Source organism: Streptomyces sp. NPDC006259, from assembly GCF_042870975.1.
Lineage (GTDB): Bacteria > Actinomycetota > Actinomycetes > Streptomycetales > Streptomycetaceae > Streptomyces.
The window spans coordinates 246,936-265,461 of the sequence record NZ_JBIAHY010000004.1 but is presented as its reverse complement, the minus strand read 5'-3'; the positions used below and the strand labels follow the sequence as shown (position 1 = coordinate 265,461).

Sequence of the window (18,526 nt, the reverse complement as noted above, 5' to 3'; positions counted from 1 at the left end):
CGCCCCCATGATGGTCGCACCGCCAAGGGAAGTGGAGGGGTGGGGGAAACGCCTGCTCCCACGCCGGCCACGTCCTGACCGCGCCGACTCGGCCAGGTCGTCGCACGGGTCCACCGGCCGCTCCCGCGCCACACAGCCCGCTCACGGCGTCCTCGATCCCCCGCGTCCGAACAGCTCCTCCTCTCCCGGATCCCGAACTCCCCTGCCCTCTCCGCCCGCTCCGCCCTTCCCGCACAGCGCCACCACGACGGCGGACGGGAACGACGTCACCGAACTCGACCCGCGGGGGCCGGGTTCGCGGGCGATCCGGTGACGCCATCCCGCCCTAGCCGACCCGAGCCGCTTCTCCACAGCCCTCCTGGGCGGCGAGCCGTCGCCTCCGCACCGGCTGCGCGACATGCTCGACACCCGCGCCGCACGCGGCTCGTACGGCGTGGGACCGATCCCGGCGGGGCTGCCCCGCGGAGTGACCGCGAGAGGTCACAACGGCCGGATCTCCGGCAGTCGCGTGCGCACCGCGGTCACCGTCGACGGCCGTCATGTCCTCACCTTCCGCGGGAACACGACGGCGATGACGGAACCCGGCCTCGAACCGGCCCTGCTCACCGCCGGGTTCTGCCCTCGCACCTCTTGAAACGAGCCGGAGCCGAACGAAGATCCCGCTCAGCGACGCTCGTTCGAGTGAAGCAAGGACCGCGAGGCCCTCACAGCGGCACGATGTCGGGCGCCCCCAGCCGCGCCGCGTCGGCCGTCAGGTCGTCGGGCTGCCGTTGCGACTCCCGCTCGGCCTCCACCCGCTTCTCGTAGTGCTGGACCTCGCGCTCGATCCGGTCCTTGTCCCAGCCGAGGACCGGCGCCATCAGCTCCGCCGCCTCGCGGGCGCTGCGGGTGCCCCGGTCGAAGGTCTCTATGGAGATGCGGGTACGCCGGGTCAGCACGTCGTCCAGATGCCGCGCTCCCTCGTGCGAGGCGGCGTAGACGATCTCGGCGCGCAGGTAGTCGTCGGCCGCTTGCAGCGGCTCGCCGAGCGTCGGGTCCGCGACGACCAGGTCGAGGAGTTCCTCGGCCATCGAGCCGAACCGGTTCAGCAGATGCTCGACGCGCACCACGTGCAGCCCGGTCCGGGCGGCGATGCGCGCTCGCGCGTTCCACAGTGCCCGGTAGCCCTCCGCGCCCAGCAGCGGCACCTCCTCCGTGACGCACTCGGCGACCCGCAGGTCGAGGCCGTGCACCGCCGCGTCGACGGCGTCCTTGGCCATCACCCGGTACGTCGTGTACTTGCCGCCCGCCACGACGACGAGCCCGGGTACGGGATGGGCGACGGTGTGCTCCCGGGACAGTTTGCTGGTGGCGTCCGACTCGCCGGCGAGCAGCGGGCGCAGTCCGGCGTAGACGCCCTCGACGTCGTCGCGGGTGAGCGGCACCGCGAGGACCGAGTTCACGTGCTCCAGCAGGTAGTCGATGTCGGCGCTGGAGGCCGCCGGGTGGGCCTTGTCGAGGTCCCAGTCGGTGTCGGTGGTGCCGACGATCCAGTGCCGGCCCCAGGGGATGACGAACAGCACGGACTTCTCGGTGCGCAGGATCAGGCCGGTGGAGGAGTGGATGCGGTCCTTCGGCACGACGAGGTGGATGCCCTTGGAGGCGCGGACGTGGAACTGTCCCCGCTCCCCCACCATGGCCTGAGTGTCGTCGGTCCACACGCCCGTGGCGTTGACGACCTGGCGGGCGCGGACCTCGTACTCCCCACCGCCCTCGGCGTCCTGCACGCGCGCGCCCACGACCCGTTCGCCCTCGCGCAGGAAGCCCGTCACGCGCGCGCGGTTGGCCACCTTCGCGCCGTACCCGGCCGCCGTGCGCACGAGGGTGGCGACGAAGCGGGCGTCGTCCATCTGGGCGTCGTAGTACTGGAGGGCGCCCACGAGCGCGTCCTTCTTCAGGGCGGGCGCGACACGCAGGGCGTGACGGCGGCTCAGGTGGCGGTGGGTCGGCAGGCCCCGGCCGTGACCGCGGGCCATCGACATCGCGTCGTAGAGCGCGACGCCCGAACCGGCGTACAGCCGCTCCCAGCCCTTGTGCTGGAGCGGGTACAGGAACGGCACGGGCTTGACCAGGTGCGGCGCCAGTCGCTCCAGCAGCAGTCCGCGCTCCTTCAGCGCCTCCCGCACGAGGACGAAGTCGAGCATCTCCAGATATCGCAGCCCGCCGTGGATCAGCTTGCTCGACCTGCTGGAGGTGCCCGACGCCCAGTCCCGAGCCTCGACCAGCCCCGTGGACAGGCCGCGGGTGACGGCGTCGAGGGCGGTGCCCGCGCCGACCACCCCGCCTCCCACGACCAGCAGGTCCAGCTCGTGCTCGGCCATGGCCGCAAGTGACTCGGCTCGCTGTGCCGGCCCCAGTGTCGCTGTCCTCACCGCTGCCTCCCGCTGTCGGTCGCGCCGGCCGCACCCCTCGGGGCGAGGACCGGCCCGTATCCCCCTGCCCCAATGGTGACCGTCTTGCCCGACTTCAGCCACCACTCACCCCCAGCCTGTGGACAACTCTCACGGAACCGCACAGGGCTCCCGTGGAGCCGACCGGGAAACACAACCGATCAATCCCGCAAATCGGTCATATTTACTCCTAGTCTGACATTGCGCTCGCTCGTCCTGTCCACAGGGCTTGCGCACCTGTCCCGCTTCGGTTACTGGGAAGGACGGCCCAACGCCATGCCCGCAGATCTCGCCGTCATCGGACTCGGCCCGCTCGGCCTGCCCCTGGCCCAGGCCGCCGTGGCCGCCGGCATCCCCACGCTCGGCTACCGCACCGGACCCGAGCCGGGCTCCCTGAGCCCCGCCGAGCTGCGCCGGATGCTCGCGGGGGGGTTCCGGCCCGCCACCAACCCCGCCGAGCTGGGCCGGGTGCGCACCGCCGTCATCTGCGCGCCCACGCCGCGCGACGCGGACGGCGGGCTCGACCTGAGCCAGGTGGAGGCGGCCGCCCGCACCCTGGCCGGACACCTGCGTCCGCACACCACCGTGATCCTGGAATCACCCGTGCCCCCCGGAACGACCGAGGAGTTCCTGCGGCCGCTCCTGGAGGAGACGTCCGGCCTGCGCGCGGGCCGCGACTTCCACCTCGCCCACTCCCCCAGCCGGGTCGATCCCGGCCGCCGGGACTTCACGCCCGCCAACACGCCGAAGGTCATCGGCGGCCTCACCCCGGCCTGCACCGAGTCCGCCGCCGCCTTCTACGGCCGCCTCACCGACAAGGTGGTACGCGCGCGTGGCCTCAGGGAGGCCGAGACCGTGACGCTCCTGGAGACCAATTTCCGGCACGTCAACATCGCCCTCGTCAACGAGATGGCCGTCCTCTGCAACGACCTGGGCGTGGACCTCTGGGACGTCATCCGCTGCGCCGAGACCAAACCGTTCGGCTTCCAGGCCTTCCGCCCCGGCCCCGGCGTCGGCGGCCACTCCGTGCCCCTCGACCGCGCCGGCCACGCTGGCAGCCCCCTGCGCATGGTGGAACTCGCCCAACAGGTCAACAACCGCATGCCCCGCTACGTCGTCCAGCGCGCCGCCACCCTCCTCAACGAGCACGGCAAATCGGCGCGGGGCGCGCGGGTGCTGCTGCTCGGCGTCACCTACAAGGCCGACCTCGCCGACCAGCAGAGCACCCCCGCCCGGGAGATCGCGATCCGCCTGATGGAGCTCGGCGCGGCCGTCAGCTACCACGACCCGCACGTCCCGTCCTGGAGCGTTCTGGACCGCCCCGTCCCCCGCGCGGACTCCCTGTACGAGGCCGCCGCCGACGCCGACCTGACGATCCTTCTCCAGCAGCACCGCACGTACGACCTCCAGGGCCTCTCCGTGAAGGCCCAGCTGCTGCTGGACACGCGGGGCGCCACGCCGACGGGGGCGGCGCACCGGTTGTGAGACGGGCGCACAAGACCGTCCCGGGCTCCGGAGGCCGGTGGCGCGATGTGCGCCGCCCCCTCACACGCCGCCGCCCGGTGGCCGGGGCCACCGTCCGGTCCCCCGACCCGCCCGCATCCGCCGGGTCAGCACCACCGGGCGCCCCCGCGGACCCACACCCGCCCGGGCAGGCGAAAGGGGCCGGTCACTCACCCGAGTGAGCTGACCGGCCCCCGCCGAAGTCCCGCGAACGGCGTCGGGCTAGCGCCGGTGCACCGAGTCCGCCACGGTCACCTCGACGCGCTGGAACTCCTTCAGCTCGCTGTAGCCGGTGGTGGACATGGCGCGGCGCAGGGCGCCGAAGAAGTTCATCGAACCGTCCGGGGTGTGGGACGGGCCGGTGAGGACCTCCTCGATGGTGCCGACCGTGCCGAGGTCGACCTTCTGGCCGCGCGGCAGCTCCTCGTTGACGGCCTCCATGCCCCAGTGGTGGCCCCGGCCGGGCGCGTCGGTCGCGCGCGCGAGCGGCGAGCCCATCATCACCGCGTCGGCGCCGCAGGCGACGGCCTTCGGCAGGTCGCCGGACCAGCCGACGCCGCCGTCCGCGATCACGTGCACGTACCGGCCGCCGGACTCGTCCATGTAGTCGCGGCGGGCGGCGGCGACATCGGCCACCGCCGTCGCCATCGGGACCTGGATGCCGAGCACGTTGCGCGTGGTGTGCGCCGCGCCGCCGCCGAAGCCGACGAGGACGCCCGCCGCGCCCGTGCGCATCAGGTGCAGGGCCGCCGTGTAGGTGGCGCAGCCGCCGACGATCACCGGGACGTCGAGTTCGTAGATGAACTGCTTGAGGTTCAGCGGCTCGTGCGAGCCGGAGACGTGCTCCGCGGAGACCGTCGTACCGCGGATGACGAAGATGTCCACGCCGGCGTCGACGACGGCCTTGGAGAACTGGGCCGTGCGCTGCGGGGAGAGCGCGGCGGCGGTGACCACGCCCGAGTCGCGCACCTCCTTGATGCGCTGCCCGATCAGCTCCTCCTTGATCGGCGCGGAGTAGATCTCCTGGAGCCGGCGGGTCGCCCTGTCGACGGGCAGCTCGGCGATCTCGTCCAGCAGCGGCTGCGGGTCCTCGTACCGCGTCCACAGGCCCTCGAGGTTGAGCACGCCCAGGCCGCCCAGCTCACCGATGCGGATCGCGGTGGCCGGGGAGACGATGGAGTCCATGGGGGCGGCAAGGAACGGCAGCTCGAACCGGTAGGCGTCGATCTGCCAGGCGATCGAGACCTCCTTCGGGTCCCGGGTCCGACGGCTCGGGACGACGGCGATGTCGTCGAAGGCGTACGCCCGGCGGCCGCGCTTGCCGCGCCCGATCTCGATCTCAGTCACGTGTGTGGCCTTTCCCTGATGCGTTGCAGCGTCTACCAGTATCGCCGACGGGCACGACAAGGGCGGCCCCGGATGTTCCGGGGCCGCCCTCAGCCGTGCGAAACGGACGGCACGCGCGTGTGGCGCTACTTCCTGCCGCTGTAGTTCGGCGCCTCGACCGTCATCTGGATGTCGTGCGGGTGGCTCTCCTTGAGGCCCGCCGAGGTGATCCGCACGAACCGGCCGTTGTCCTGAAGCTCCGGGACGGTACGGCCGCCGACGTAGAACATCGACTGGCGCAGACCGCCGACCAGCTGGTGGACGACGGAGGACAGCGGGCCGCGGTAGGGCACCTGGCCCTCGATGCCCTCGGGGATCAGCTGCTCGTCGGAGGCGACGCCCTCCTGGAAGTAGCGGTCCTTGGAGAACGACTTGCGCTCGCCGCGGGTCTGCATGGCACCCAGCGATCCCATGCCGCGGTACGACTTGAACTGCTTGCCGTTGATGAACAGCAGCTCGCCCGGCGACTCCTCGCAGCCGGCGAGCAGCGAGCCCAGCATCACGGTGTCGGCGCCGGCCACGAGGGCCTTGGCGATGTCGCCGGAGTACTGGAGGCCACCGTCGCCGATGACCGGGACGCCGGCCTCCTTGGCGGCCAGCGCGGCCTCGTAGATGGCGGTGACCTGCGGGACGCCGATACCGGCGACGACACGGGTCGTACAGATGGAGCCGGGGCCGACACCGACCTTGATGGCGTCCGCGCCGGCGTCGACGAGGGCCTGGGCGCCGTCGCGGGTGGCGACGTTGCCGCCGATGACGTCCACGCGCGTGTGGTTGGACTTGATCTTGGCGATCATGTCGCCCACCAGGCGGGAGTGGCCGTGCGCGGTGTCGACGACGATGAAGTCGGCGCCCGCCTCGATGAGGGCCTGGGCGCGCTCGAAGGCGTCGCCGGCGACGCCGACCGCGGCCCCGACGAGGAGGCGGCCCTCGGCGTCCTTCGCGGCGAGCGGGTACTTCTCCGCCTTGACGAAGTCCTTGACCGTGATCAGGCCCTTGAGGACGCCGTGGTCGTCGACCAGGGGCAGCTTCTCGATCTTGTGGCGGCGCAGCAGCTCCATGGCCTCCACACCGGAGATGCCCACCTTGCCGGTGACCAGCGGCATCGGCGTCATGACCTCGCGGACACGGCGCGTGCGGTCGGTCTCGAAGGCCATGTCGCGGTTGGTGACGATGCCGAGCAGCTTCTTGCCGGCGTCGGTGACCGGGACGCCGCTGATGCGGAACTTGGCGCAGATCGCGTCGGCCTCGCCGAGCGTGGCGTCCGGGTGGATGGTGATCGGGTCGGCCACCATGCCGGATTCCGAGCGCTTCACGAGGTCGACCTGGTTGGCCTGGTCCTCGATGGAGAGGTTGCGGTGCAGTACACCGACGCCGCCCTGGCGGGCCATCGCGATCGCCATGCGCGATTCGGTGACCTTGTCCATGGCGGCGGACAGGAGCGGGATGTTCACCCGCACGTTCCGGGAGACGTACGAGGCGGTGTCGATCTCGTCGGGAGCCATGTCCGACGGGCCCGGCAGCAGCAGCACGTCGTCGTAGGTCAGCCCGAGCGTCGCGAATTTTCCGGGCACTCCGTCGACGTTGGCAGTCATGACACCTTCCCCAAATGGCCTTGATCGGTGCGGATGTCCATGCTAACGGGAAGCGCACCCCCGGAATTCCACGCTCCGGCGTGGCTCCGGGCTTCGTATGTTCGTACGGTCGCGGCGGGTGGCGCGTTCAGCGAGGCGGCCCCGACCGTGTCCAGCGTAGGCGCCTCGGCCCGTTCGGCGTCGGGACGGGCGTTTGCCTCCCCTCGGCGAGACGGGGAGGTGAGGGTGACGGGACGGCGACGGAACCGGGGGCCGGGAGACGCGGCGGGACACGGCCCGACTACTGCTCGGCGAGGGCCCGCAGCCTGCTCAGCGCGCGGTGCTGGGCCACGCGCACGGCCCCGGGTGACATTCCCAACATCTGGCCGGTCTCCTCCGCCGTGAGGCCCACCGCGATGCGCAGCAGGAGCAGCTCCCGCTGGTTCTCGGGCAGGTTGGCCATCAGTTTCTTCGCCCATTCGGCGTCGCTGCTCAGCAGCGCCCGCTCCTCCGGACCGAGGGAGTCGTCGGGGCGTTCCGGCATCTCGTCGGAGGGGACCGCCGTGGATCCGGGGTGGCGCATCGCCGCGCGCTGGAGGTCGGCGACCTTGTGGGCGGCGATGGCGAAGACGAAGGCCTCGAAGGGACGGCCGGTGTCCTTGTAGCGCGGAAGGGCGAGGAGGACGGCCACGCAGACCTCCTGCGCGAGGTCCTCCACGAAGTGGCGCGCGTCACCGGGGAGCCGGGACAGGCGGGTGCGGCAGTAGCGCAGGGCAAGCGGGTGGACATGGGCCAAGAGGTCGTGTGTGGCCTGCTCGTCGCCGTCCACCGCACGATGCACGAGTCCGCCGATCGCCCCGGGGGCACGGACCGCCTCGTCTTCGCGCATCGGTCCATGGTGCACTGCGGCCGGGCCGGCCGCGGCACCGTGCCCTTCGTTGTGCACCGAAGCGTTATGAGCAGGTGCGCCGGAACTCATCCCCTGCGCCCTCCCCTCCCGCTCGACCGACTCGTCCCCGAGGAACTCCACACCTCAAGGATGCGGCATCCGCGGCGAAACGAGCAGCGGCCATCCGGCGAAGCCCCGTACGGCCCCCGGCCACCGCCCGGCCGACGGAGGGGTTCCCGCAAGCCCCGCACCCCGCGCGAGCAGGGAGGTTCGTCCATATTCCCCCGCTCCTGTCCACTGGGCCGGCTTGCTCGAAAAGTCCGTCACACAGGTCGTACGGCCGTGGCTCGGAGACCCCGGACCCGGAGCACCGCACCCGGCACCGCCGTCGCACGCGGGCTCCCGTCGACCGCCGGCACCGCCCGCCACGCCGCCACCCACTCCGCCGACGGCACCGACGACGCCGTCGCCGGCGTCGGCGACCTCACGCGCCGGACCCCGCTCATCGGCGTCCAGCACGTGCCGCCGCTCGCCAGGAGCGGTCTCTCCCCGGACGTGATCGGGCGGGGGCGAGGTGCCGGTGACAGGGACAGGCGCTAGCGGACCAGTCCCCAGCGGAAGCCGAGCGCCACGGCGTGCGCGCGGTCCGAGGCGCCGAGCTTCTTGAACAGCCGGCGCGCGTGGGTCTTGACGGTGTCCTCGGAGAGGAACAGCTCGCGGCCGATCTCGGCGTTGGAGCGGCCGTGGCTCATGCCTTCCAGGACCTGGATCTCGCGCGCGGTGAGCGTGGGCGCGGCGCCCATCTCCGCGGAGCGCAGCCGCCGCGGGGCGAGTCGCCACGTGGGGTCGGCGAGGGCCTGGGTGACCGTCGCGCGCAGTTCGGCCCGCGAGGCGTCCTTGTGCAGATAGCCGCGGGCGCCGGCGGCGACCGCGAGTGCGACGCCGTCGAGATCCTCGGCGACCGTCAGCATGATGATGCGTGCGCCCGGGTCGGCGGACAGCAGCCGCCGGACGGTCTCGACACCGCCCAGGCCGGGCATCCGCACGTCCATCAGAATCAGGTCCGAGCGATCGGCGCCCCAGCGGCGGAGGACTTCCTCGCCGTTGGCCGCCGTCGTCACGCGCTCGACGCCGGGCACGGTCGCGACCGCGCGGCGGAGCGCCTCTCGGGCAAGCGGGGAGTCGTCGCAGACGAGGACGGAAGTCATGGCCGCCCTCCGCAGCTGATGCGCGTCACCTTGTGCCTCCAGGCTGGTACGTATCGTCACCTGTGCGGTCGACCGTCTCGGACGCTTGCCCGAGCGTTTGTGTTTTCAACCGCCACCGCACTCTCAACGATGGTCACTCGAAAGAGTTACGGGGCCGCACGCTGTCTTCGGCACTCTACGTGAGGGGACGGACACGGTGGAGAGAGCCGCGCGGACCCTCAAGCTTTCCCCACAACCCGTGCCCCGTTCAGCCCTATTTCTTCCCATTTACTGGTGTCTGAGGCTAGATTCGCAATGAGTCATATTTTCATCTCCTTAGATCGTAGTTGTACGGTCGTGGGCACCGTATCCGCTCAGCACGGCTACAAGGGGTCACGCAATGGCAGATTTCTCCCGCCTTCCCGGACCGAACGCGGACCTGTGGGACTGGCAGCTCCTGGCTGCCTGTCGCGGGGTGGACAGCTCGCTCTTCTTTCATCCCGAGGGCGAGCGCGGGGCGGCGCGGAGCGCTCGCGAGAACTCGGCCAAGGAGGTCTGCATGAGGTGCCCGGTGCGCGCGCAGTGCGCGGCGCACGCGCTGGCGGTGAGAGAGCCGTACGGCGTCTGGGGCGGCCTGACCGAGGACGAGCGCGAGGAGCTCATGGGGCGGGCGCGCAACCGCCTGGTGTCGGCGGCGGCCGGCGCGGGCGATGTTTCGAACACCTGAAGGAACGTTTCTCCATACACACGAAATTTTCTCCGTACGGCTGAGGGCACCCGCACACGCGCGTGCCCTCGTCGCTTCCGCGGAACCACCGCCGTCCTGCTCGCGGACTCCCGCCGGATTCCCGCCTCCCCCACCAGTGCCGCCTCGTACGGCCCCTGCCGCCGGGCCCGGCTACCGTGCCGCCGCCAGCCCCAGTTGCTCCAGCGTCGCCGCCACCGCCGGCACCTGGGCCAGGTCGGGGAGGGTGAGCGCGACGACCTCCCGCCGTACCGCCGGCTCCAGGGTCACCGCCTTCGCGCCCCGCGGCCGTAGGGACTCGATCGCGAGCTGGGGGAGGACCGCGACGCCCAGGCCCGCGCCCACCAGGCCGGCCACCGCCGGGTAGTCGTCGGTCGCGAAGTCGATGCGGGGGGTGAAGCCGGCGGCCTCGCACACCTCCACCAGCCGGCCTCGGCAGCGCGGGCAGCCGGCGATCCACGGCTCGCCAGCGAGTTCCCCGATGGCGAGGGAGTCCGCGGCCGCGAGCCGGTGGCGTTCGGGCAGCAGGGCGACGAGCCGGTCCGTCAGCAGGGGGCGCACGACCAGGTCGGGCCACTCCTCGGCGCCCGGCGCGTCCTCGTAGCGGAAGGCGAGAGCGACGTCGCAGTCGCCGCCGCGCAGCCGGTCGACCGACTCGGGCGGCTCGGCCTCCTCCAGGGAGACGCGGGTGCCGGGGTGCGCGGCACGCAGGGCGGCCAGCGCGGTCGGGACGAGGGTGGAGCTGCCGCTGGGGAAGGAGACGAGACGGACCCGCCCGGCGCGCAGGCCGGCGATGGCGGCGACCTCCTCCTCGGCGGCGGTGAGTCCGGCGAGGATCCCGGCGGCGTGCCGTACGAGGGCCTCGCCCGCCTGCGTCAGCCGCATCTCGCGGCCGGTGCGCACCAGCAGGGGGGTGCCGACGGACGTCTCCAGGGCCTTCATCTGCTGGCTGACCGCGGGCTGGGTGCAGCCCAGCTCACGGCCCGCCGCGGAGAAGGACCCGGTGGCGGCGACGGCGCGCAGCACGCGGAGATGACGGGCCTCGATCATTCTTCGAGCATAGGTGAGACGCATAAGCGAGTCTTGGGTGCGGCGGCGAATAATGCGTCGACACTTTGACCGCCGGTCGCTTAGCGTGCCGCCATGAGGCTTCTGTCCGTCAATGTGGGCCGCCCGAAGACCGTGCCGTACACCGATCAGCCCGAGGGGCTGACGGGTATCGACAAGCGGCCCGTCGCGGGGCCGGTGCGGGTGGCTGCGCCCGGTCCGAAGGGTGCGGCGGGCAGCGGCCTGGCCGGGGACGCGGTGTGCGACCTGCGCCATCACGGCGGGAACGACCAGGCGGTGTACGCCGTCGCGCGCGAGGACCTGGACGACTGGGAGCGCGAGCTGGAGCGCACGTTCGCCAACGGCGCGTTCGGCGAGAACCTCACCACCAGCGGTGTGGACGTGTCCGGGGCGCGGATCGGCGAGCGCTGGCGGATCGGCCCGGAGGTGGTTCTTGAGGTGACGGCGGGCCGGATTCCGTGTCTCACCTTCCAGGGCCATGTGGGTGAGAAGGGCTGGGTCAGGCGGTTCACCCGGAAGGCCGCGTCGGGTGCCTACCTGCGCGTGATCGTGCCGGGTGAGATACGCGCGGGGGACACGGTCGAGATCGTCCACCTGCCGGAGCACGAGGTGACGGCCCGGATGGAGTTCCAGGCCACCACGACCCACCGGGAGCTGCTGCCACGACTGCTGGCGGCCGGTGCGGCACTGCACCCGGAGTCGATGGCGGCCGCCCGCAAGTACGTCGAGAAGTACGGCGGCTGAGCGGCGGTCACCTTCGGCGCGCGCACGGCTCCCCCACTTCCCGCGGGCCGCGTGCACGGAGCGGACGGCCGGACTCCGGGTCATTAACCTTCTGCCATGACAACGGCTCTGATTACGGGTTCGACCGCGGGTATCGGTGCCGCGTTCGCGCGGCGGCTCGCGGCGGACGGGCACAACCTCGTCCTCGTCGCCCGGGACACCCAGCGGCTGCGCGAGCAGGCGACCGAGTTGCACGACCGGCACGGCATCGAGGCGCAGGTGCTGAGCGCCGACCTGGCCACGGACGAGGGCATCGAGGCGGTGGCCGCCCGGCTCGGCGACCGCAGGAACCCCGTCGACCTGCTGGTCAACAACGCCGGCTTCGGCAACAAGGGCCGCTACCTCGACGTATCCATGGCCGACGAGCTGAGGATGCTCAAGGTGCACTGCGAGGCGGTGCTGCGGCTGACGTCGGCGGCGGCCGCGGCGATGCGGGAGCGGGGGCGCGGGGGTGTCGTCAACGTGGCCTCGGTGGCGGCCTTCGTGCCGCGCGGGACGTACGGCGCGTCCAAGGCGTGGGTCGTGCAGTTCACGCAGGGGGCGGCGAAGGACCTGGCGGGCAGCGGGGTGCGGCTGATGGCGCTGTGCCCGGGGTTCGTGCGCACCGAGTTCCACGAGCGCGCCGGGATGGGCACGGACAACATCCCCGGCTGGATGTGGCTCGACGCCGACAAGCTGGTCGCGGCGGCACTGGCGGACCTGGCGCGCGGCAAGTCGGTGTCGATCCCCGACCCGCGGTACAAGGCGCTGATGGGACTGGTGAAGGTGATGCCCCGATCCCTGCTGGGCGGGGTCAGCTCGCGGACCGGACGCAAGTACGGGCCCCAGTAGGGGGCGGCGACCGCGCGGGCCCGGTGGGAAAATGGGGGGTGACAGGGCCGGACCCAGGGGGGCCGGAGGCGGCGCGATGACGTTCGTACAGCTCATCGATTGCAGGACGAGCCGGTTCGACGAGATGAACCGGCTGATGGACACGTGGGTCGAGCAGACCAAGGGGAGGCGGACGGCGACGCACGCGTTGGTCGGGAAGGACCGGTCGGACGCGTCGCACTTCGTCGAGATCGTGGAGTTCCCGTCGTACGAGGAGGCGATGCGGAACTCGAACCTTCCGGAGACCGACAGGATCTTCCAGGACATGGTCGCGCTGTGCGACGAGATGCCGACCTTCACGGATCTCGAGGTGGTGCGGGACGAACAGCTGAACCGGGACGTGGCCCGGGAGTGGTTCGAGCGCGTCGGCAAGGGCGACATCGACCGCATGTTCGAACGGGTGACCGACGACTACCTGGACCACAATCCCGCCAACCCGGGGGACACGGGGCTGCGGGCGGCACGTGAGGAGGTCGCGGGCTGGCGGCGGGCCTTCGACTTCTCCTTCCGGGTCGACGACCAGATCGCCCAGGAGGACCGCGTCTGCACGCGCTGGACGTGGACGGGCCGGCACCAGGGCGACTTCGTCGGCATCCCGGCGACCGGGCAGAACGTCACCATGACCGGCATGACCTGCCAGCGGTTCCGGGAGGGGATGATCTGCGAGTCGTGGTGGGAGTACGACCGAGCGGGACTGCTCGAGCAGTTGGGGGTACTCGGGGAGTAGCCCGCGAGGAGCCGTCGAGGGTCCCGTTCCCGCCCGGCGGGGACGGGGCCCTCGGCGTTCCCGCGTCGAGACGGCGGGGGGGCGGACGCCGTGGCGGACGCCGTGGCGGACGCCGTGGCGGACGCCGTGGCGGACGCCGTGGCGGACGCCGTACGGGACGTCGCAAGGGACGGACACGGGGATCGCCGCACCCCTCGTGTGCGAACGGAAGTCCGCGGAGGCGTTGCCCAACGGCTCGCACCCGCACACGGCCACTCGCGCCGGCTCGTCCTGGCACCCACTCGCCCTGGCTGGCGGTCCGGACGGCGGTCCAGGAGCGCGGGCCGTGCTCGCGGAGTCCGTTCGCCGTCCCCGTGCGGCACGGCGGGTGACCGGTCGCGGGAACGCCGAAGCCCGGCGTCCCTTTCGGGGGCCGGGCCTCGGGGGTGACTCGCGTCAGTGGGAGTGGCCGTGGCTGTGACCAGCGCCGGCCGGCTCCTCTTCTTCCTTCTTCTCGACGACCAGGGTCTCGGTCGTCAGGAGGAGGGAGGCGATGGAGGCGGCGTTCTCCAGGGCGGAGCGGGTGACCTTGACCGGGTCGATGACGCCGGCCTTGACCAGGTCGCCGTACTCGCCGGTCGCGGCGTTGAAGCCCTGGCCCTTGTCCAGCTCGGCGACCTTGGAGGTGATGACGTAACCCTCCAGGCCGGCGTTCTCGGCGATCCAGCGCAGCGGCTCGACGGCGGCCTTGCGGACGACGGAGACACCGGTCGCCTCGTCGCCGGTCTTGCCGAGGTTGCCCTCGAGGACCTTCACGGCGTGGACGAGCGCGGAGCCACCACCGGAGACGATGCCCTCCTCGACCGCGGCGCGGGTCGCGGAGATGGCGTCCTCCAGACGGTGCTTCTTCTCCTTCAGCTCCACCTCGGTGGCGGCGCCGACCTTGATCACGCACACGCCGCCGGCCAGCTTCGCGAGGCGCTCCTGGAGCTTCTCGCGGTCCCAGTCGGAGTCCGTGTTGGCGATCTCGGCCTTGATCTGCGCGACGCGGCCGTGGACCTCCTCGGTCTTGCCGGCACCGTCGACGACCGTGGTGTCGTCCTTGGTGACGGTGACGCGGCGGGCGGAACCCAGCACGTCGACGCCGACCTGGTCGAGCTTGAGGCCGACCTCCTCGGAGATGACCGTGGCGCCGGTGAGGACCGCGAGGTCCTGGAGCATCGCCTTGCGGCGGTCACCGAAGCCGGGAGCCTTCACCGCGACGGCGTTGAAGGTGCCGCGGATCTTGTTGACGACCAGGGTGGAGAGCGCCTCGCCCTCCAGGTCCTCGGCGATGATCAGCAGCGGGCGCGAGGAGTTGGTCTGGATGACCTTCTCCAGCAGCGGCAGCATGTCGGCGATCGAGGAGATCTTGCCCTGGTTGATGAGGATGTAGGGGTCGTCGAGGACGGCCTCCATGCGCTCCTGGTCCGTCACGAAGTACGGCGACAGGTAGCCCTTGTCGAAGGCCATGCCCTCGGTGAAGTCCAGCTCCAGGCCGAAGGTGTTGGACTCCTCGACGGTGATGACACCGTCCTTGCCGACCTTGTCCATCGCCTCGGCGATCAGCTCGCCGACCTGCGTGTCCTGTGCGGACAGCCCGGCCACGGCGGCGATGTCGGACTTCTCCTCGATCGGGCGGGCCGTGGCGAGCAGCTCGTCGGAGACGGCCTTGACCGCGGCGTCGATGCCCTTCTTGAGGAGGGCGGGCGACGCGCCGGCGGCGACGTTCTTCAGGCCCTCGCGGACCAGCGCCTGGGCGAGCACGGTGGCGGTGGTGGTGCCGTCACCCGCGATGTCGTTGGTCTTGGTCGCCACCTCCTTCACCAGCTGCGCGCCGAGGTTCTCGTACGGGTCGTCCAGCTCGACCTCGCGGGCGATGGTGACACCGTCGTTGGTGATGGTGGGGGCGCCGAACTTCTTGTCGATGACGACGTTGCGGCCCTTGGGGCCGATCGTCACCTTGACCGTGTCGGCAAGCTTGTTGACGCCGCGCTCGAGGGCGCGACGGGCGTCCTCGTCGAACTTCAGGATCTTCGCCATGGGAGCGGTTCAGCCCTCTCGGAAAACGTGGGAGAAACGAACCGCGCCCCCAGCACCCGGCTTCACAAAGACGCGGGGGCCAGGGGCGCAGTTCACTGCAGTACTGGGTGAATTACTTCTCGATGATCGCGAGCACGTCGCGGGCCGAGAGGACGAGGTACTCCTCGCCGTTGTACTTCACCTCGGTGCCGCCGTACTTGCTGTACAGGACGACGTCGCCGACCTTGACGTCGAGCGGCAGGCGCTCGCCGTTCTCGAAGCGACCCGGACCGACTGCGAGGACGGCGCCCTCCTGGGGCTTCTCCTTCGCAGTGTCCGGGATGACCAGGCCAGAGGCCGTGGTCTGCTCGGCGTCGAGCGGCTGGACCACAATGCGGTCCTCGAGCGGCTTGATGGCAACCTTGGAGCTGGTGGTCGTCACGATCCGACCTCCCCCTTCGGAGATCTCACGGGGTTAACTGTCTGAGGTGGCGACCAGGTGGATCCGTCGTCGCGGGTGCCGGACCTGCCCGTCGCTATTGGCACTCTCCAGTGGGGAGTGCCAGGACTGAGACTATGACTGTGGTTAGCACTCGGTCAAGCGGAGTGCCAATGCGCGCGGCGCGTCGGCCGGTCTCGGCCGACCTGGGCGGCCCTGTCGCGGCGTCTCGGTGCGGCCGCGTCAGGGGAACGCGCGGCGTGTCGGTGCGGCCGTCGTCAGGAGAGATCGCCGCCTCACTCGCCGCCCCACTCGCCGCCCCACTCGCCGCCCCGGGTTCTCGCTTCCGGCCGTGGACGGGCCTTGTCCTCGAACCCCGGCCGTCCGCCTCCCGGGGCGAAGGCGGACGACGGGCCGACGCCGGGAGTCGCCCCGGCGACGCCGGGAGTCGACGGGCCGGGGCCGGAAGCCGGGAGCGGTCCCCGCGGCCACCCTCAGAGGTAGTCCTCCAGGCGACCCACCGTCAGCCCCCGGTCCTGGATCTGCCGCAGCAGCCGCGTCGTGCGTTCCCGGAGGTTCGGGCCGCTCGTCGCGTCGGGGTCCAGGGCGACGATGTCCCCGGGGCCCAGACGGTGGGGGCCGTGGGCGTAGGTGAGGCCGGTGGGGCCCGTCGAGGCCCGCCACAGGACGACCGCCGTGATGCCGCAGTCGGCGGCCGCGCGCAGGGTGGTCCTGTCGTACGTGCCGTAGGGCGGGCGGAACAGGCGGGGGCGCAGGCCGAAGCGGGACCTGAGTTTGTCCTGCTGGCCGCAGATCTCCGCGCGCTGGCCGGCGTAGGGCAGGCCGCGCAGGGCGGCGTGGTCGAGGGTGTGGTTGTGGAGGCCGGCGCCGACCGACCGCAGCCGGGCGAAGTGGGCGTAGCCGGGGCCCACCACGCTGTCGGTGAGGAACATGCTGACGGGGAGGCGCAGCTCACGCACCATGGCGACGAAGCGGGGGTCGCGTTCGACGCCGTCGTCGTAGGTGAGGAAGACGACCTTGTCGCGGGTGGCGATCCGGTCGACGACCGGCGGGAGGGCGGGGCGGCCCCGGCGGCCCGGGCTGCCCGCGAGGGGAGCGGTCGACGGCGTGCCGGCGGGGCGGGGAGCGGGCGCGAGCGGGGCGGCCAGGCCCCAACGGCGGTACGGCTGCTCCCCGGCCGGGACCCGCGCGCGTACGCCCTCCTCGGCGCTCGGGCTCCGCTCCGGCACCGGGCCCACCGACGGCAGGCCCCGCTCAGCCCTCGGGCTCGTCCCGGGCGCCTGGTCCGCCGACGGAGCGCCCCGCTCCGGCGCCCGCCCCTGCGGTCGCCCGCCCCGCTCCGCCGCCGGCCCCTCCGACGGCACGTGCTCCGCGGCCCTGTGGCCCAGGCCGCCTTCGACCGGCTCGGCCGAGGGGGCGCAGCCGGTCAGCGCCAGGGCGGTGACCATGACGGGCAGGAGCAGCGGGGCCGCGCGGCCCCGCCTCCGTGGCGCGGTCGCCCTGGCCCGTCTTGCGGTCGCCGTCGGCACAGGTCTCTCCACTGCCCCCGTCACGACAGGCCGTCCCGCGGTCGCCGTCACGACAGGCCGTCCCGCGGTCGCCGACACAACGGGCCGTCCCCCTGCCCCCATCGCCACAGGCCGTCCGCCTGCCCCCGTCACCACGGGCAAGGCAGCGGCCGCCGTCGCCACAGGCGGTCCCGCTGCCGCCCGGGCCGTCCCCCTGCCACCGGTCTCCCGCCCGCCGGCACCCCGGACTCCACCGGCACCCCACGTCCCGCCACCACCACCTCCACCGCCACCGGCACCGGCACCGGCACCGGCACCGGCACCGGAGCCACCATCGCCCGCCGTCCGGTCCCCGTCACGGCCGGTGGCGCGGCCGTCGGTGCCCGCCTCCCGGCCGCCGCGCCCGCCACCTGCCGTCTCCTCACAGGTAGTCCTCCAGCCGGGCCACCGCGTAGCCCTTCTCGGTGACCATGCCGAGGAAGCGGCGGATCATGTCGGGCATGGTGCCCTTCCAGTCGGCGTGGCCGCGGAAGTGCGTGAGGACGATGTCGCCGGGGTGGAGGTCGCGGTCCCACTCGCGGTAGTCCCAGTGGTCGACGAAGACCTCCTCGCTCCACAGCGGGGCGTACTTCACGCCGCAGGTCTTCGCGGCCCGCAGAGTGTCGCGGTTGTAGTTGCCGAAGGGCGGGCGGAAGAGTTCGGGACGTTCGCCGTAGTGCTTCTCGATGACGTCCTGCATGCCGCAGATCTCGCGTTTCTGGCGGCTGTAGGAGAGGGCGGGCAGGTAGGGGTGGTGCAGGGTGTGGTTGTTCAGGGTCACCCCGGCGTCCTGCATCTTCTTGAAGTAGTCGTAGTCCTCCTTGACGAGGTAGTCGCTGAGGAAGGCCGTGTAGGGGATCTTCAGGTCGCTCATCATCCGCAGGAACGCCGGGTCCTTCTCCGCGCCGTCGTCGATGGTGAGGAAGACGACCTTGTCCTTGGTGGGGACGGCGGTGAAGACGGGCGGGAGGTTCAGTTCCTCGTGGTCCTCGACCTCGAAGCCCTCGCGGGTGGTGATCGCCGGTTTCGTCGCCGGCGGCGCGGGAGGCGTCAGCGGGACCTTCTGGAGTCCCCAGCGCCTGGCGGCGGCGGTCCGGGCGGCGTACTCGGCGCGCAGCCTGGCCGCGTAGGTGTGCAGGGCTCGGCCGGGCTGCGCCTGGGGCGGCTGCTGGCCGGGGGCGGGACGGGTGGCGCCGGTGCCGCCGGTGCCGGCGCCGCAACCGGAGCCGAGGGCCGCCAGGGCGAGGACGGCGAGGCCGGTCCTCACGCCCAGTCGACGCATCCCTTTTTTGTCATTTTGTACGACAGATCCTGATCC

Annotated in this window: 16 protein-coding genes and 1 pseudogene; 7 read left to right on the top strand and 10 right to left on the bottom strand. The window is 72.0% G+C overall.

From position 1 onward, the window contains the following. Nucleotides 1-112: 112 nt before the first annotated feature. Nucleotides 113-634 (top strand): annotated as a pseudogene (locus ACFYO5_RS17885) (serine hydrolase); the annotation flags it as partial. Nucleotides 635-704: 70 nt separating this feature from the next. On the opposite strand, the gene ACFYO5_RS17880 reads toward ACFYO5_RS17885, so the two are convergent. Then, nucleotides 705-2,411 carry a glycerol-3-phosphate dehydrogenase/oxidase gene (locus ACFYO5_RS17880; RefSeq protein ID WP_388709598.1) on the bottom strand — a complete coding sequence of 569 codons (1,707 nt, stop codon included), beginning with the start codon at nt 2,409-2,411 and terminating at the stop codon, nt 705-707. 294 nt (nt 2,412-2,705) lie between these two features. Between ACFYO5_RS17880 and ACFYO5_RS17875 the strand changes: the two genes are divergently transcribed. Next, nucleotides 2,706-3,914, top strand: a complete 1,209-nt coding sequence (locus ACFYO5_RS17875) for a nucleotide sugar dehydrogenase (protein WP_388709596.1) — start codon at nt 2,706-2,708, stop codon at nt 3,912-3,914. 240 nt (nt 3,915-4,154) lie between these two features. Here the strand turns inward: ACFYO5_RS17875 and ACFYO5_RS17870 are convergent, their stop codons facing one another. The 3 genes from ACFYO5_RS17870 to ACFYO5_RS17860 form a co-directional block, all read right to left on the bottom strand. Continuing rightward, entirely contained in the window at nt 4,155-5,279 is a 1,125-nt protein-coding gene (locus tag ACFYO5_RS17870; RefSeq protein ID WP_388709594.1) for a GuaB3 family IMP dehydrogenase-related protein, read from the bottom strand. A 125-nt stretch (nt 5,280-5,404) separates the two neighbouring features. Further along, nucleotides 5,405-6,913 (bottom strand): IMP dehydrogenase, encoded by a 1,509-nt coding sequence (gene guaB / locus ACFYO5_RS17865; protein WP_388709592.1) that lies wholly within the window; start codon nt 6,911-6,913, stop codon nt 5,405-5,407. 280 nt (nt 6,914-7,193) lie between these two features. Beyond that, nucleotides 7,194-7,781: a sigma-70 family RNA polymerase sigma factor gene (locus ACFYO5_RS17860; RefSeq protein ID WP_356560271.1), complete on the bottom strand. Its 588-nt coding sequence runs from the start codon at nt 7,779-7,781 to the stop codon at nt 7,194-7,196. Nucleotides 7,782-8,123: 342 nt separating this feature from the next. On the opposite strand from ACFYO5_RS17860, the gene ACFYO5_RS17855 reads away from it, so the two are divergent. Further along, nucleotides 8,124-8,381 carry a hypothetical protein gene (locus tag ACFYO5_RS17855; RefSeq protein ID WP_388709590.1) on the top strand — a complete coding sequence of 86 codons (258 nt, stop codon included), beginning with the start codon at nt 8,124-8,126 and terminating at the stop codon, nt 8,379-8,381. Here ACFYO5_RS17855 and ACFYO5_RS17850 read toward each other — a convergent pair. Next, complete coding sequence (locus tag ACFYO5_RS17850) at nt 8,378-8,989, bottom strand: response regulator transcription factor (protein ID WP_003948568.1); 612 nt, start codon at nt 8,987-8,989, stop codon at nt 8,378-8,380. The two genes, ACFYO5_RS17855 and ACFYO5_RS17850, sit on opposite strands and share 4 nt — an antisense overlap. A gap of 379 nt (nt 8,990-9,368) precedes the next feature. On the opposite strand from ACFYO5_RS17850, the gene ACFYO5_RS17845 reads away from it, so the two are divergent. Further along, nucleotides 9,369-9,695 (top strand): WhiB family transcriptional regulator, encoded by a 327-nt coding sequence (locus tag ACFYO5_RS17845; protein WP_388709588.1) that lies wholly within the window; start codon nt 9,369-9,371, stop codon nt 9,693-9,695. Between the two features lie 171 nt (nt 9,696-9,866). Here the strand turns inward: ACFYO5_RS17845 and ACFYO5_RS17840 are convergent, their stop codons facing one another. Next, a complete protein-coding gene (locus ACFYO5_RS17840; protein WP_356560273.1) occupies nt 9,867-10,763 on the bottom strand; it encodes a LysR family transcriptional regulator in 897 nt (298 codons plus the stop codon). 93 nt (nt 10,764-10,856) lie between these two features. Here ACFYO5_RS17840 and ACFYO5_RS17835 point away from each other — a divergent pair, with 93 nt between their 5' ends. The 3 genes from ACFYO5_RS17835 (at nt 10,857) to ACFYO5_RS17825 (ending at nt 13,161) form a co-directional block, all read left to right on the top strand. Further along, a complete protein-coding gene (locus ACFYO5_RS17835) occupies nt 10,857-11,525 on the top strand; it encodes an MOSC domain-containing protein (RefSeq protein WP_388709585.1) in 669 nt (222 codons plus the stop codon). Between the two features lie 96 nt (nt 11,526-11,621). Beyond that, nucleotides 11,622-12,395, top strand: a complete 774-nt coding sequence (locus ACFYO5_RS17830; protein WP_388709583.1) for an SDR family NAD(P)-dependent oxidoreductase — start codon at nt 11,622-11,624, stop codon at nt 12,393-12,395. A 76-nt stretch (nt 12,396-12,471) separates the two neighbouring features. Beyond that, nucleotides 12,472-13,161 (top strand): ester cyclase, encoded by a 690-nt coding sequence (locus ACFYO5_RS17825; protein ID WP_388709581.1) that lies wholly within the window; start codon nt 12,472-12,474, stop codon nt 13,159-13,161. A 435-nt stretch (nt 13,162-13,596) separates the two neighbouring features. On the opposite strand, the gene groL is transcribed toward ACFYO5_RS17825, so the two are convergent. The 4 genes from groL to ACFYO5_RS17805 all read right to left on the bottom strand — a co-directional run bounded on the left by groL (nt 13,597) and on the right by ACFYO5_RS17805 (nt 18,490). Next, complete coding sequence (gene groL / locus ACFYO5_RS17820; RefSeq protein WP_388709579.1) at nt 13,597-15,222, bottom strand: chaperonin GroEL; 1,626 nt, start codon at nt 15,220-15,222, stop codon at nt 13,597-13,599. Nucleotides 15,223-15,334: 112 nt separating this feature from the next. Beyond that, the gene (gene groES / locus ACFYO5_RS17815) at nt 15,335-15,643 is read right to left on the bottom strand and encodes a co-chaperone GroES (RefSeq protein ID WP_020132158.1); all 309 of its coding nucleotides are present in this window, start codon (nt 15,641-15,643) and stop codon (nt 15,335-15,337) included. Between the two features lie 491 nt (nt 15,644-16,134). Next, complete coding sequence (locus ACFYO5_RS17810) at nt 16,135-17,118, bottom strand: polysaccharide deacetylase family protein (RefSeq protein WP_388710386.1); 984 nt, start codon at nt 17,116-17,118, stop codon at nt 16,135-16,137. Nucleotides 17,119-17,590: 472 nt separating this feature from the next. Beyond that, nucleotides 17,591-18,490 carry a polysaccharide deacetylase family protein gene (locus tag ACFYO5_RS17805; RefSeq protein WP_388709577.1) on the bottom strand — a complete coding sequence of 300 codons (900 nt, stop codon included), beginning with the start codon at nt 18,488-18,490 and terminating at the stop codon, nt 17,591-17,593. Between the last annotated feature and the right edge of the window lie 36 nt (nt 18,491-18,526).

Coding starts and splice junctions, on each gene's coding strand:
- ACFYO5_RS17840 (WP_356560273.1), bottom strand. CDS start 10,763: ATGATCGAGGCCCGTCATCTCCGCGTGCTGCGCGCCGTCGCCGCCACC.
- ACFYO5_RS17805 (WP_388709577.1), bottom strand. CDS start 18,490: ATGCGTCGACTGGGCGTGAGGACCGGCCTCGCCGTCCTCGCCCTGGCG.
- ACFYO5_RS17875 (WP_388709596.1), top strand. CDS start 2,706: ATGCCCGCAGATCTCGCCGTCATCGGACTCGGCCCGCTCGGCCTGCCC.
- ACFYO5_RS17845 (WP_388709588.1), top strand. CDS start 9,369: ATGGCAGATTTCTCCCGCCTTCCCGGACCGAACGCGGACCTGTGGGAC.
- guaB (WP_388709592.1), bottom strand. CDS start 6,913: ATGACTGCCAACGTCGACGGAGTGCCCGGAAAATTCGCGACGCTCGGG.
- ACFYO5_RS17850 (WP_003948568.1), bottom strand. CDS start 8,989: ATGACTTCCGTCCTCGTCTGCGACGACTCCCCGCTTGCCCGAGAGGCG.
- groL (WP_388709579.1), bottom strand. CDS start 15,222: ATGGCGAAGATCCTGAAGTTCGACGAGGACGCCCGTCGCGCCCTCGAG.
- ACFYO5_RS17830 (WP_388709583.1), top strand. CDS start 11,622: ATGACAACGGCTCTGATTACGGGTTCGACCGCGGGTATCGGTGCCGCG.
- ACFYO5_RS17825 (WP_388709581.1), top strand. CDS start 12,472: ATGACGTTCGTACAGCTCATCGATTGCAGGACGAGCCGGTTCGACGAG.
- ACFYO5_RS17835 (WP_388709585.1), top strand. CDS start 10,857: ATGAGGCTTCTGTCCGTCAATGTGGGCCGCCCGAAGACCGTGCCGTAC.
- ACFYO5_RS17860 (WP_356560271.1), bottom strand. CDS start 7,781: ATGCGCGAAGACGAGGCGGTCCGTGCCCCCGGGGCGATCGGCGGACTC.